The 15,173-nt window shown below is 40.8% G+C and carries 13 protein-coding genes; all 13 read left to right on the plus strand.

Annotation, left to right across the window (positions count from 1 at the left end):
- Positions 1-960 (plus strand): PhoH family protein, encoded by a 960-nt coding sequence (locus ABD010_RS09510; protein ID WP_343812401.1) that lies wholly within the window; start codon positions 1-3, stop codon positions 958-960.
- 80 nt (positions 961-1,040) lie between these two features.
- Positions 1,041-3,158, plus strand: coding sequence for an HD family phosphohydrolase (locus tag ABD010_RS09515; protein ID WP_343812402.1), 2,118 nt, complete (start codon positions 1,041-1,043; stop codon positions 3,156-3,158).
- Complete coding sequence (ybeY, locus tag ABD010_RS09520) at positions 3,158-3,622, plus strand: rRNA maturation RNase YbeY (protein WP_343812403.1); 465 nt, start codon at positions 3,158-3,160, stop codon at positions 3,620-3,622. Before ABD010_RS09515 ends, ybeY begins: the two co-directional genes overlap by 1 nt.
- The gene (locus ABD010_RS09525) at positions 3,612-3,983 is read left to right on the plus strand and encodes a diacylglycerol kinase family protein (RefSeq protein ID WP_343812404.1); all 372 of its coding nucleotides are present in this window, start codon (positions 3,612-3,614) and stop codon (positions 3,981-3,983) included. Before ybeY ends, ABD010_RS09525 begins: the two co-directional genes overlap by 11 nt.
- A gap of 565 nt (positions 3,984-4,548) precedes the next feature.
- Positions 4,549-5,451 carry a GTPase Era gene (era, locus tag ABD010_RS09530; RefSeq protein ID WP_343812405.1) on the plus strand — a complete coding sequence of 301 codons (903 nt, stop codon included), beginning with the start codon at positions 4,549-4,551 and terminating at the stop codon, positions 5,449-5,451.
- A gap of 96 nt (positions 5,452-5,547) precedes the next feature.
- Positions 5,548-5,700 (plus strand): YqzL family protein, encoded by a 153-nt coding sequence (locus ABD010_RS09535; RefSeq protein WP_343812406.1) that lies wholly within the window; start codon positions 5,548-5,550, stop codon positions 5,698-5,700.
- Between the two features lie 33 nt (positions 5,701-5,733).
- Entirely contained in the window at positions 5,734-6,477 is a 744-nt protein-coding gene (recO, locus tag ABD010_RS09540) for a DNA repair protein RecO (protein WP_343812407.1), read from the plus strand.
- A 301-nt stretch (positions 6,478-6,778) separates the two neighbouring features.
- Positions 6,779-7,657 (plus strand): glycine--tRNA ligase subunit alpha, encoded by an 879-nt coding sequence (glyQ, locus tag ABD010_RS09545; protein ID WP_343812408.1) that lies wholly within the window; start codon positions 6,779-6,781, stop codon positions 7,655-7,657.
- The gene (gene glyS / locus ABD010_RS09550; protein WP_343812409.1) at positions 7,657-9,741 is read left to right on the plus strand and encodes a glycine--tRNA ligase subunit beta; all 2,085 of its coding nucleotides are present in this window, start codon (positions 7,657-7,659) and stop codon (positions 9,739-9,741) included. Before glyQ ends, glyS begins: the two co-directional genes overlap by 1 nt.
- A gap of 98 nt (positions 9,742-9,839) precedes the next feature.
- A complete protein-coding gene (gene ccpN, locus ABD010_RS09555; RefSeq protein WP_343812410.1) occupies positions 9,840-10,466 on the plus strand; it encodes a transcriptional regulator CcpN in 627 nt (208 codons plus the stop codon).
- 18 nt (positions 10,467-10,484) lie between these two features.
- Entirely contained in the window at positions 10,485-11,285 is an 801-nt protein-coding gene (locus ABD010_RS09560; protein ID WP_343812411.1) for a pyruvate, water dikinase regulatory protein, read from the plus strand.
- Between the two features lie 511 nt (positions 11,286-11,796).
- Positions 11,797-13,611 (plus strand): DNA primase, encoded by a 1,815-nt coding sequence (gene dnaG, locus ABD010_RS09565; RefSeq protein ID WP_343812412.1) that lies wholly within the window; start codon positions 11,797-11,799, stop codon positions 13,609-13,611.
- 31 nt (positions 13,612-13,642) lie between these two features.
- Positions 13,643-14,764: an RNA polymerase sigma factor RpoD gene (gene rpoD / locus ABD010_RS09570; RefSeq protein ID WP_343812413.1), complete on the plus strand. Its 1,122-nt coding sequence runs from the start codon at positions 13,643-13,645 to the stop codon at positions 14,762-14,764.
- The last annotated feature ends 409 nt before the right edge of the window (positions 14,765-15,173 follow it).

Raw genomic sequence — 15,173 nt, forward strand, 5'->3', positions numbered from 1 at the left:
ATGTCAGGAAACTTTAAAACAATAGATTTACAGCTGAAAACACCAAGTGAAGCGTTGGAACTGTTTGGTACGAATGATAAATTTTTGAAACAGATTGAACAGCAAATGGATATTACCATTGTAACAAGAGGCGAGCAGGTGCATGTATCAGGGAATGAAGAAGATGCAGCCTTGGCGGAAGATTTGCTAATAACGCTACTGTCGGTGGTCAGGAAAGGATTGACGATCACTGAACGGGACGTTGTGTATGCAGCTGATTTGGCTAAAAAGGGAAAACTGAATCAGTTTGAAGCTTTGTTCGAAGATGAGATTACAAAGAATGCGAATGGAAAGTCCATTCGGGTGAAAACACTTGGTCAAAAAAGTTATATCGCCGCAATTAAATCACATGATCTTGTTTTTGGAATAGGACCAGCAGGAACAGGCAAAACTTATCTTGCCGTAGTGATGGCGATTCGCGCCTTGAAGAATGGTGAAGTGAAACGGATTATTTTAACCCGTCCGGCAGTTGAAGCGGGTGAAAGTCTCGGTTTTCTGCCTGGTGATTTAAAAGAAAAGGTTGATCCATATTTAAGACCATTGTATGATGCACTTCACGATGTGCTTGGAGCGGAACATACGTTACGCCTGATTGAACGGGATACAATTGAGATTGCTCCGTTGGCGTATATGCGCGGAAGAACATTGGATGATGCATTTGTCATTTTGGACGAGGCTCAGAATACGACACCGGAACAAATGAAAATGTTTCTGACCCGACTTGGCTTTGGCTCCAAAATGGTCATCACCGGTGATATTACCCAGATTGATTTGCCAAAAGGGGTTAAATCCGGCTTGTACACAGCGAATAATTTACTCGCTTCCGTTGATGGTATTTCCTTTATTCGACTAACACAAACTGATGTAGTAAGACACCCGCTGGTGCAGAAAATTATTAATGCCTATGAAAACGCTAAGTAAGGTTTGATGAAAAAGTGTAAGACCCTATCGATAAGGGGTCTTATTTCTGTATCTACATTTCGGATGTTGAGGTGACAGTCATGAAAAAACTTCTGCAACATTTAGTACATATTCGGCCCAGATGGGTGATTGCCGTTGCGGTCTTTCTTTTGGGTGTCTTCTTCTTTGTCATGACTGTAAACAATGTATATACCGAGACATACAATATTGAAAGGTTTTCGAAAGCGAATGAAACAATCCGTTCGCCGATTACGATTGAAAATAAACAGGATACTGAGCGGAAAACACGTGAGACAGTTCAGTCGGTGGGCGATCGTTATCATATTTCCACTGAAATAACAAAAGAACGCCTTTCCTATGTGGAAGAAACCTTTGAAGCTGTTGCGAAGGTTGAGGATGATGCTTTTAAAAGCGGTAAGCAAAATCCGGCAACTTCTATTTCGGGTCAGGAAAAAGTTGGTCGCCTGAAACAAATATTGTCTCCGGAAATAACCGAAAAAGTCGATGATGGATTATTTTATGAACTATTGGGTATTAAAGAAAGTAAACGTTCAGCTGCAAAAGGATTGCTGATTTCCTCATTGGAGACCGTACTGAACGAGGGAGTGCGCACGGAAAATATTAAAGTTGCGGAAGCCGAAGTAAAACAGAGCATTAAATATTCATCCCTGGATAAAAGCTTGAAAGAACCATTGCAAAAATTGGGTGAATTTGCCGTTGTGCAGAATTCGTTTTTCGATGTTGAAAAGACAATGCAAGCAAGGAAAGAAGCCGCGAGCAATGTTGAACCGGTTATTATCCGGGCCGGAGAAATAATTGTCAGGGAAGGGCAGACAATTACTGACGAAATTTATGAAGAGTTGGAGTTAGTCGGTCTTTTAAATCAGGAGCGTAACGTTTTTCCTGTAATTGGACTCGCGTTGCTGATTTTGTTGGTTGTAGCAGTCATCGGTTCTGAAATGATTCACTTATTCAAAAAGGATCAGTTGGATAAAAGAAAAATTGCTGCAGTTCTGTTTATCAGTCTTATTGTTGTTGTTGCCATGAAGGTGGTCAGTTTATTTTCGGCAACAGGAAATCCGCTGTTTTTTGCAGTGCCGGTTGCGACTGGTTCACTGCTGATGAAACAATTGATTGACGAGCGCTTTGCAATTGTTCTGTCTATGCTTTACGCCATTTTGGGAAGTGTTATTTTCAATGGCCAAATACCAGGCTTATTGAATATAGAAGCCGGAATTTACTTTTTCTTTGCACAGTTGGCCGGTATTATTTTCCTGATTAATATCAAGGACAGGCTGGCTATTATTAAGGCAGGAGGAGGCATGGCTGTTGTTAATACGCTGACTATACTATTATTCTTATTCCTGTCATTTGAGAAATATTCATTCAGTGATTTACTGGTTTATGCGGGATATGGTATTTTTGCGGCATTGCTGTCAGCAGTTTTGACAATTGGTCTGCTGCCATTTTTTGAAACAGGATTGGGTATTTTATCGGATATAAAGTTACTCTCATTGGCCAGCCCAAATCACCCATTGCTTCGGAAAATTCTTACGGAAGCACCGGGAACTTACCACCATTCTGTGATGGTTGCAAATCTCAGTGAAACTGCATGTGAAGCAGTGGGAGCGAATGGACTTTTGGCAAGAGTCGGGGCATACTACCATGATATCGGGAAAACGAAAAGGCCGCATTATTTTATTGAAAATCAGGTATCGATTAAAAATCCGCATGATTTAATTGATCCATTTCAAAGCGCGGAAATCATCATAAATCATCCGTATGATGGGGCTGATTTACTTAAAAAACATAAGATGCCAGAGGAAATTATTGATATCGCAGAGCAGCATCACGGTACAACGCTGCTGAAATATTTTTATCATAAGGAAACAAAGGAGAATAAGAATGTAAGTGAAGACATGTTCAGATATCCGGGCCCCAAACCGCAGACCAAGGAGGCAGCGATTATAAGTATTTGTGACTCGGTGGAAGCTGCGGTACGGTCTTTAAAGGAGCCTACTAAAGAAAAGATTGATGAAATTGTGGCATCCATTGTAAAAGACCGGTTAATGGATGGACAGCTGAACGAGTGTGATCTTACATTAAATGAATTGGATAAGGTGCATCAGACAATCTGTGAAACGTTAAAAGGAATTTTTCATTCAAGGCTTAAATACCCGAACAAGGAGGCTAATTAATGCATATTGATTTTCATGATCAAACCAACTCAATCTCCTCCGATTACGTGGATTTGCTCCAGCGGCTGATCCTGTTTACAGCGGATGCCGAGGGGATTGCCCCAGGTACGGAGGTTTCCATATCATTCGTAAATAATAAGGAGATCCAGGAACTGAACCGGAATTATCGCCAGCGGGATACGGCGACAGATGTCATTTCGTTTGCAATGCAGGAAATTGGTGAAGGAGAATTGGATATCATCAGTGAAGATATGCCAGTAGTGCTTGGAGACATTGTAATATCAGTCGAAAAGGCACAGGAACAAGCTGATGAATATGGGCATTCATTTGAACGGGAACTCAGCTTCCTGGCAGTTCATGGCTTTCTTCATCTGCTTGGTTATGATCATATGAATGAAACGGACGAAACAAAAATGTTTAAGCGGCAGCATGACATATTGGGTGAGTTTGGAATTGAACGGTAAGGACAGAAAGCGGGAAATTGGTTTCCTGTTTGCCTGGAATGGACTGCGTGAAGTATTAAAGTCAGAGAGGAATTTCAGAATTCATCTAGTCGCAGCAGTGTTCGTAATTGCAGCAGGTCTGTTTTTCCAGCTGAATCTGTTGCAATGGACAATCATTTTTTTGACAATCGGGTTGGTCTTGATCACCGAAATAATCAATACAGCTGTTGAGAAAATGATTGATTATATCAAACCGGAAATAAATCAAAACGCGAAAATAATTAAAGACATTTCCGCCGGGGCAGTATTACTAGCAGCCATTTTAGCCGTCATCATTGGATTGCTAATCTTCGTTTCGGAAATGAAGGAAACCTTTATGTGAAGTTGCTATCTGATTTATGCTTCCGCTATTTTTACGTCGATGACTCTTTGCTGGAATCGACATCGTTGTAGAAAAACGGATGATACCACTACACTAGTCCGGGTGAGCGGAGGGCGGTGACTCCTGCGGGAAGCACGAGTCCGAAGACCCCGCAGAGCGGTTTTCTCAAGGGGGCTAAGGCCGTGCCCGCGGTAAAGAAGACACAGTAAAAGTGGTCTTCTTGAATTGATGTCGCACTTATGCTGGCAGTGAAAGCATCCGCCCGAAGCGATCCCGGACGGTAGGGCGAGAAAGTGGAAAACATTCCAACAGTTAAGTCGCAGTTTATGGATATCAAAGGACAATACGTGGGAAATAGCACTTGTCTTAACTTCGCCTGAAAACCTTCTCTGATTTGGAAGGTTTTTTGTTTATCTCTTTAACCGACACAGGAGCAATGTCGATTGAAGTTGAGAAATAAGGAAAACAAAAAAGTTTTTAAAGGTTTTGTCGGATATATGAAAGATGATTGATTTTATAGTATGATGAAGATAGCAGATAGAATAAATTCGCTGGAGGATACATCATGGCTAACGAATACAAATCAGGGTTTGTAGCAATTGTAGGCAGACCAAATGTTGGAAAATCCACATTCATGAATAATGTAATTGGGCAAAAAATTGCTATAATGAGTGATAAAGCACAAACAACACGGAACAAAATTCAGGGTGTACTGACAGAACAGGATGCCCAGCTTATCTTTATTGACACACCAGGAATTCATAAACCGAAGCATCGTCTTGGTGATTTTATGGTTAAAATTGCCGAAGATACATTGAATGAAGTTGATGCTGTATTGTTTATGATAAATGCAAATGAAGGCTACGGCAGAGGAGATCAGTATATTCTGGATCGTCTCCAGCAGATCAATCGCCCTGTATTTCTGATTATCAACAAGATTGATTTAATTCACCCGGAAGAGGTTTTTTCACTGATCGAACAATACAAGGATAAATACGATTTTGCGGAAATTATTCCAATTTCGGCGCGAGAGGGTAATAATGTCAGCCACATGCTTGACGTACTGAAAAAATATGTTCCGGAAGGCCCGCAATATTATCCTGAAGACCAGATTACTGATCACCCGGAACGGTTTATTATCAGTGAGCTGATACGAGAGAAAGCGCTTCAACTTACGAGGGAAGAAGTTCCACATTCGATTGCAGTTGTGATGGAGAATATTGAAGAACGTGAATCTGATGCTGTATATATACAGGCAACGATTATTACCGAGCGAAAAACGCAAAAAGGTATCATAATCGGTAAACGGGGCAGCATGCTGAAAAATATAGGCAAGGATGCAAGGAAGGACATTGAGTCATTATTGGGTTCCAAAGTTTACCTGGATTTATGGGTGAAGGTTCAAAAGGATTGGCGGAACAAACAGTCACAACTAAGAGAGCTTGGTTTCCGCAGTGATGAATATTAAACTTGGTAAAATTTATTACTAATTGTTTCGCAGGCAATGGTAATTCTAAGGAATAAGTACTTTTTCAAATAAGCTAAAAGAAAGGTGGGGTTTCTTGTGATCGACTTTACCTGGAGATTATTTAGTCAAACAGGAAACATTGAAACCTATTTATTATTGAAAGAGTTGGAAGAAGGAAAGCCGAAAGCCAATAATTCATTTAAAAAACAGGATAATGAGCAAGTGTCATCGTTTGATACAAACATGTAAGACCAGCATAAAATCGGGAAAAGGTGATACTGATTGCTTGAGAAAATGGAAGGTATCGTACTAAAAACACAGGATTACAGTGAAACGCATAAAATTGTGACGATTTTCACCAATAAACTGGGAAAAATCAGTGCAATTGCAAGGGGGGCAAAAAAACCTAAAAGTAGAATGGCTGCTGTTACGCAGCCATTTATACTGGGGGAGTTTTTTGTATATGTCAGCTCCGGATTAAGCACTATTCAACAGGGTGAAATAATTCAGTCACATCGTGTTATACGGGAAGACATTGTTAAAACTGCCTATACAGCGTACATTGCTGAATTGACAGATAAACTGGTAGATCCGAAAAGTCCGGATATTTATTTGTATAAGCAGTTGTGTCAGACGCTGGACTGGATTTCCGGTCATGAAACTGCCGAGGTTCCAATTATGATGTACGAGTTCAAGTTATTTGCAAAAGGTGGTTTTGCGCCAATTGTTGATCGATGTGCAAACTGCGGACGAATGGAGGCACCCTTCTCATTTTCTGTTATCGAGGGCGGGCTGCTGTGCAGACGGTGCAGACATATTGATCATGGTGCGGCCAGTATTCCTGATTCAGTGGCAAAGTTGCTGCGGCTGTTTGCCAGTGTCGGTTTGGAACGTGTTGGGACCATTTCAGTCAAGCCGGAAAATATTCGACTGCTTCGTCAATTGATTGATTCTTATTACGACCAATATGGTGGATATTTTTTAAAGTCCAAAAAGTTTCTAAATCAACTTGATAAGCTTACCTGAGGATAATCTGTTGACAATTGTGGTGAGAATAGAGTATGATATTTTTTACATAATTTTAACATGATAAGACTCTGCGGAGATGGAGAATAGTACGTAATGAATCCTGTTGTGAGCGAGTTCGGGATGGTGAAAGCCGGACAATGGGGCATTAGGGAATGGCCCTCCTGAGCAGCATGTATAGAGTGGCTCTGGATGAATAGAGCAAATAGGGTGGAACCACGGACTGACAACCCGTCCCTATGTCTTGAAAGAAGACATAGGGACGGGTTTTTTAATGATAATAATGATGGAGGTTACAAGGATGACAATCCAGGAAATGATTTTAACACTGCAAAAGCATTGGTCAGATCAAAACTGCATTTTAATGCAGGCATATGATGTTGAAAAAGGAGCTGGGACAATGTCGCCGATGACACTGCTAAGGAGTCTGGGACCCGAGCCATGGAATGCAGCATATGTTGAGCCGTCAAGACGTCCGGCTGATGGACGGTATGGTCAAAATCCCAACAGGCTTTATCAGCATCATCAGTTTCAGGTGGTAATGAAGCCATCGCCCGAGAACATTCAGGATTTATATTTAGAGTCGCTGCAGGCACTTGGAATTGACCCGCTTGAACATGATATCCGTTTTGTGGAAGATAATTGGGAAAATCCAACGCTCGGTGCTGCGGGACTGGGTTGGGAAGTGTGGCTTGATGGCATGGAAATTACCCAGTTTACATACTTCCAGCAAATCGGCGGATTGGAGGCGAGCCCGGTTACTGTTGAGTTGACTTATGGAATTGAACGTTTGGCGTCCTATATCCAGGATAAAGAGAATGTGTTTGATTTGGAATGGACGGATGGTTTTACAGTAAAAGACATCTTTTTGCAGCCGGAATATGAACATTCCACGTATACCTTTAAAGAATCAGATACAGATATGTTGTTTCAGATGTTTGCCATGTATGAAAAAGAGGCAAAGGATACGATGGAAAAAGGTTTGGTATTCCCGGCGTATGACTATGTACTTAAATGCTCGCATACGTTTAACCTCCTCGATGCTAAAGGTGTAATTTCTGTTACAGAACGGACCGGCTATATTTCAAGGATTCGCAATCTGGCACGAAGTATTGCTAAATCATACGTGGCGGAACGGAAGAGACTCGGATTTCCAATGCTTAAGAAGGAGGTAAAATAATGCGTGCAGATGTATTGCTGGAAATTGGACTTGAAGAATTGCCATCCCGGTTTGTTGATGATGCAGAAAAGCAACTGAAGACTAAGACGGAAAAATGGCTGGACAAATCACGAATCGATTATGGTTCCATACAATCATATTCTACACCAAGAAGGCTTACCGTACTTATCAAGGACATCGCCGAAGAACAGTCTTCACTAGAAGAGGAAGTGAAAGGCCCATCATTAAAGATTGCCCAAACAGATGATGGCAAATGGACGAAGGCAGCCATTGGTTTTACGAAAGGTCAGGGTAAATCGGTCGATGATATTATTACTAAAGATCAGAATGGTGAAACGTATATTTTTGTTCGAAAGGTCACAACAGGTGGGAAAACAGCCGACTTGTTGACGAAACTGGATTCGATAGTTGAGGCTATTCAATTTCCAAAAAATATGCGCTGGTCAGATGTAACAATGCGTTATGCACGGCCGATTCGCTGGATTACCGCCCTGTACGGGAACGAGGTGATTCCGCTGTCAGTTGCCGGGGTTGACTCAGATAAATATACTTATGGCCACAGGTTCCTGGGTGAAAAAGTTGCTGTTACAGAGCCCAGCAAATATGAAACGCTGTTACGAAACAATTATGTCATTGCAAATCCCGATGATCGTGAACGAATGATCCTGGAGGGTATTCAAGCTATTGAACAGAAAGAAGAATTTACAATTCCTGTTGATCCGGAACTGCTTAATGAAGTTCGGAATCTGGTGGAATATCCAACAGTATTTAAAGGTTCTTTTGATCATACATTTTTACAGCTTCCGTCAGATGTTCTGGTAATATCAATGAAAGAACATCAACGCTATTTTCCTGTGAAGTCAGCTGACGGTAATTTACTTCCATACTTTATCGGTGTACGAAATGGTAATGATTACGCCATTGAAACTGTTGCAAAAGGAAATGAGAAAGTATTACGCGCAAGACTTTCCGATGCTAAATTCTTTTTCGAGGAAGACCAGTCACATTCCATTGATTATTACCTGGAAAAACTGGAGCGAATCATTTTTCAGGAGAATCTTGGTACTGTCGGTGATAAAGTTCGACGGGTGGTTTCATTAACAGAACGGCTCATCAGCAAATTAGGAATTGGTGAAACTTCCGGCAACCACGCCACTCGTGCAGCTGAAATTTGCAAATTTGATTTACCGACTAACATGGTAAATGAATTTACAGAACTGCAGGGAATTATTGGTGAAACGTACGCCTTGCATTTTGGCGAAGATGAGTCGGTAGCAGAAGCGATTGCCGACCATTATCTGCCTGTCCATGCAGGTGATCAACTTCCGGGGGCGGTTGAAGGTGCCATTGTCAGCATTGCTGATAAGCTGGATACCATTATGGGTTGTATCGCAGTAGGTCTCGTTCCAACAGGCTCCCATGATCCGTATGGTCTCAGACGACAGGCAGCAGGAATTCTGAAAATCTTGTTGCATTATAAATGGAATATAACTGTTGAAGCATTATTGGATTTGGCACAGGACGTGTACCGGAATCTCCCGGTTAAACAAAATGACGCTTCTGCTGTACGGACGGAGCCGGAGCAGTTCTTTCAATTGCGAACAACGTATTTGTTAAGAGATATTTCTGTTGAACAAGATGTTATTCAAGCTGTTTTGGACAGGGGCATCGGGGTGGTTACTTATTCATTTGATAAAGCACGATTATTGTCCGAAAAAAGGAATGATCCTTCCTTTAAATTTGTACAAGAAGCCTTAGTACGCACTTTAAACCTGGCGAAAAAAGCGGATCATTCGAAGGTTGATTCAACAAAGTTTGTGACACCATCTGAACAGAGGTTATACAATATTTTTACCGATGTTGCAAAAAGGTTCAGTAATGTCAATGATGAGCATCAGGCGGGAGCTGCACTTTCAATTCTCAGTGAGCTGGCGGATCCAATTCATGAATTCTTTGAACACAATATGGTGATGGCTGATGATGCTGCAATTCGCAATAACCGTCTTGGGCTTGTTAATTCAATTTCAGACTTGATTCGTGATTTTGCTGACCTGTCAGCTATTGAGTGGAAGCAGCAATTTTAAGTCAGGAAGCAGTATAACTAAATTTTCTTTTTCACTCTATTTAGTCTATAATATTGATTAATAGTATGACATATTTATTCCGTCAGGGTGGTGGAAAAGTGGAATTATCAAATAGACAAGAGCAAATAATTGAAATTGTCAAAATGAACGGTCCGATTACAGGAGAACATATTGCAAATCGACTGGATTTAACAAGGGCAACCTTGCGACCGGATCTGGCCATCCTGACGATGGCCGGATTTCTGGAAGCAAGACCTAGAGTCGGATATTTTTATACAGGTAAAACCGGATCAGAGCTCCTGACCGAAAAAATAAAAAAGTTTAAGGTGCATGAATATCAATCGGTACCCATTGTGGTTAAAGAGGATGCATCTGTCTACGATGCTATTTCCACGATGTTTTTGGAGGATGTCGGAACACTGTTTGTCGTGGACAACAAAGCTTGTCTTACAGGTGTTCTCTCACGTAAGGATTTGCTGCGGGCGAGTATCGGCAATCAGGATTTGAACGCTATACCGGTACATATAATCATGACAAGAATGCCCAATATCACTGTTTGCTATAAGGATGATCGGATTATTGATGCAGCCCAGCAACTTATAAATAAGCAAATTGATGGGCTGCCGGTGGTGAAGGAAAAAGATAACGGGCTGGAAATTATCGGCAGAATTACAAAGACTACGATTACAAAAGCGTTTGTTGAATTAATTATGGATGAGCATTAATAAGGGAGGCACTTCGGTATGGCTGTTAAATTAGTATATGTATTATCTGATTCTGTCGGGGAAACTGCTGAATTGGTTATCAAGGCAGGTTTAAGTCAGTTTAATAATGGCGAATACAAAATCCAGCGGGTTCCCTATGTGGATGACAATAAAACAATTGATGACACGATTCAGCTTGCACAGGAAACGAATGGTATTCTAGGGTTCACATTGGTTGATCCTGATCTGCGTAAATATGTGAATCAGAAAGCCGCAGAAAAGGATATCGAGGCAATTGATATTATGGGACCGATGATGGATGCGATGGAACGTGTCTTCGAGAATTCACCGAGGTTAAAACCAGGTCTTGTTCATAAATTGGATGAAGATTATTTTAAACGGGTAGAGGCTATTGAGTTTGCGGTTAAGTATGATGACGGCCGGGATCCGCGTGGTATAGCCAGGGCAGATATTATTTTAATTGGGGTATCCAGAACCTCAAAGACACCACTTTCCCAGTACCTGGCCCATAAACGGCTGAAGGTTGCGAATGTCCCTATCGTTCCGGAAGTGGATCCCCCGGAAGAGCTTTATGAGGTGAGCCCCGATAAATGTATTGGATTAAGAATAAGTCCCGAAAAATTAAATGAAATACGCAGGGAACGGTTAAGAGCATTGGGACTAGGAGACCAGGCGACCTATGCCAATATGGAGCGGATTCATCAGGAACTGAAATTTTTCAATCAAGTTGTGGAAAAAATCGGATGCAAAGTTGTCGACGTCTCCAATAAGGCTGTGGAAGAAACGGCTAATCATATTCTGCATATGATACGGAAATAAATGATTGTATAACAGATGTTTTATCAGAATCAGTCACTCTAACTTCAGGCGCCTAGTGATGAACGAGATCCGCTGTATCTCCGTAAGTTACTACACGGGCGCTTGTGCTTCTTTTAACTGTTAAGAAAGGTGTATTAACCAAGTTTTCTAATATAAATAAGATTAAATGGTAGCATACATCATTGTTTTATATTATAATTATTTTCTGTGTGAAAATATCATATAGCTATTTCAGGTATTCAGAATAATAAAACATTAATAAAAAGGAAGGATTCGATCTATCCTTTGTAGAATTAATATATAACATACCGGAATATGCTATATTCATGGGTTTATGATGGAAATTATGGTGGTACAATAATAAAAGTGAATATATCAGGTATTGAAAGTATCATCCTTCTAAGTACAAACATCATAGAAGGAAATTTTTTTCGACTTCCAAAAAAATATTGTCGAAACATGAAGGATATTCTTCATGAGTATCGAATTATAATAAAGCATGGTGGTTAATATGCCAAATCGAATATCTGAAGAACAAATAGAAGAAGTCCGTAAATCCAATGATATTGTTGATGTCGTTGGAGAATATGTTCAACTGAAAAAGCAAGGACGTAACTATTTTGGACTATGTCCATTTCATGGGGAAAAATCACCATCTTTCTCGGTCACACAGGAAAAGCAAATTTTTCATTGTTTTGGGTGCGGTAAAGGTGGAAACGTGCTTACATTTATTATGGAGATAGAGGATTTCACCTTTTATGAAGCTATAAAATTGCTGGCTGACCGAAGCGGGATTGATTTGCCGGAAGCAGCCCTCAACAATCAGACCTCTGTTTCAGAGGAAAATCAGAATGTCCTTTCGGCATATGAATGGGTTACAAAACTTTATCACCATTTATTACGTTTTACAAAGGATGGTAAAGAAGGATATCAATATTTTAAAGACCGTGGCATTAGTGATGAAACAATTGGAGCATTTCAGTTGGGGTTTGCACCCAACGCCAAGAATTTCACATCTGAGTTTCTTGAAAAAAAAGGCTTTCATCAGCAAGTTTTAGTGAAATCGGGTCTCATTTCACTTAATCAGGATAATAGTGTATCAGACAGGTTCAGGGGCCGGGTTACCATCCCGATCCGAAATCATCTAGGTAAAACAGTTGGCTTCGGGGCAAGAACGATTACCGGTCAGGAACCTAAATACCTAAACAGTTCGGAGAGTGAGCTGTTTCAAAAAGGTAAGCTTTTGTACAATTTTGATTTGGCCAAAAAGCATATCCGCAGACAAAATGAGGCAGTTTTGTTCGAAGGGTATATGGATGTGATATCTGCATACCAGGCAGGCGTTAAAAATGCAGTGGCAACAATGGGAACATCATTGACTGATTTCCAGGCGAAACTGTTGAGGCGCTATGTCGATTCGGTAGTACTTTGTTATGATGCCGACAATGCAGGTACAGAGGCAACTTATAAAGCTGCATTGCTGCTTCTGCGCGCAGGCTGTATTGTAAAAGTAGCCAATTTACGTGAGAACACTGATCCTGACAGTTTTATTCACGAATATGGCGGTGAAATTTTTCAGGAGGAAGTCATTCGATCAAGTAAAACCTTCATGAGTTTTTATATGCAGTATATAAAAAAGGATTATAACCTTCGCAATGAAGGAGACCGTATCCAATATATAGAAGATGTTTTAAAACAGCTTGCAATGATTGACAGTTCCGTGGAACGGGAATATTACATGAAAGAGCTGAGTAATGAGTACAATATCTCCATGGATACTTTAACAGAGGAACTTAATGGTCATCGCCGGAAGTCGGGAATTCATAAGGATAAGAGAGAAGAGAACAGATATACTAATAGGGTATCAGGTTTTCAACCGTCAAACCAACTGCTGCCGGCATATCATAATGCGGAAAGGAAGCTCTTGGCACACATGCTGCAGAATGTATCAATTACAGATAGGGTGCAGCAGGAACTTGGAGCATCATTCAATGTAGATGATCATAAGGTGATTGCGACACATTTATACGCATTTTATGAAGGTAATCATCAAGCGGATATTAGTATGTTTCTGGAACAACTGTCAGACAGCAGGTTAAAACAGCTCGTAACAGAAATTGCAATGATGCCGCTGATTGATAATATCAGTGACGGCGAGATTAATGACTATATACGGGTTATCCGCGCGGAACAGAGTAACATGACAGATATTAAGACATTGCGCGAACAGCAAAAATTGGCTGAACAGCAAAATGACCCGGTTAAAGCCGCGAAAATTGCCATGCAAATTATTGAGTTGCAGAAGCAGTTGAAGCATATAAATTGAATTTTAATAGCAGTTGAAAGGAGGGGGACTCATGGCCGAAAATAAGCCTTCACAGACAAAAGAAAATGAACATGAACTGACACTTGACCAGGCGAAAGATCAACTTCTTGATCTGGGTAAGAAGCGCGGGGTGTTAGCTTATGAAGAAGTAGCTGACCGTTTGTCCAATTTTGAGCTTGAATCTGAGCAAATGGATGAATTTTATGAGTACCTTACAGAGCAGGGTGTAGAAATAATTGGTGATTCAGAAGAGGACCCGAAGATGCAGCAAATTGCCAAGGAGGAAGAATTTGATTTAAATGATTTAAGTGTTCCGCTTGGGATAAAAATTAATGACCCTGTTCGCATGTATTTGAAAGAAATTGGCAGAGTGGATTTGTTATCCGCTGCGGAAGAAATTGATCTTGCGCATCGAATTGAAGATGGTGAAGAAGAAGCAAAAAGGCGTCTGGCTGAAGCTAACCTTCGTCTTGTGGTCAGTATCGCCAAACGCTATGTCGGACGAGGTATGTTGTTCCTTGATTTGATTCAGGAAGGAAATATGGGTCTGATTAAAGCTGTAGAAAAATTTGATTACCGGAAAGGATTTAAATTTAGTACGTACGCAACATGGTGGATTCGCCAGGCAATCACTCGTGCTATCGCGGACCAGGCCAGAACGATTCGGATTCCGGTCCACATGGTGGAAACGATTAATAAGCTCATTCGTGTGCAGCGCCAATTGCTGCAGGATCTGGGTCGTGAACCAACACCTGAGGAAATTGGCGAAGAAATGGAACTATCACCAGATAAAGTAAGGGATATTCTGAAAATTGCTCAAGAACCAGTATCCCTGGAGACGCCAATTGGGGAAGAAGATGATTCCCATCTCGGTGACTTTATTGAAGATCAGGAAGCAGTTTCTCCATCAGATCATGCGGCATATGAATTGTTGAAGGAACAACTGGAAGATGTGCTGGATACCCTTACGGACCGTGAAGAAAATGTGCTTCGTCTTCGATTTGGACTTGATGACGGTCGTACACGGACACTTGAAGAGGTTGGCAAAGTATTTGGTGTCACACGGGAGCGTATCCGTCAAATTGAAGCGAAAGCACTGAGAAAGCTGAGACATCCAAGCAGAAGCAAACGATTGAAGGATTTTCTAGAATAATTGATGTTACATTGGCAACAGTGTTAAGGACGCTGCCAAATTCTTAAATCAAATACATCAGGATGATTGTTTTGACTGGGTCATTACTTGTTTCCCTGATGTATATTGTTATTTCAAATTTCAAATTTGCCCTGAGCCATATGAATAATCATACAGTTCAACTGGATAGCAGTACTGCAAACTGTAGTACTGTAGTTGTTTGTGGTCTATTCTAATCTCCTTGTTTTTTATAAAAGAGTAAAACAAATGGTTATTTCATAAGCTGCGGGTAACACTAAGAGTATGATGGCCGATAACCGAACGGACACGCTTTTTTTGACTGTGATAAGCGGGATGAACGGTTATCTGGTTACCATCTGTTACGTTATTAAAAAATTCACATCTTATCCCTTTAAACTAAATTGTTTTT

This window comes from Virgibacillus siamensis (genome assembly GCF_039522605.1).
Lineage (GTDB): Bacteria > Bacillota > Bacilli > Bacillales > Amphibacillaceae > Lentibacillus > Lentibacillus siamensis.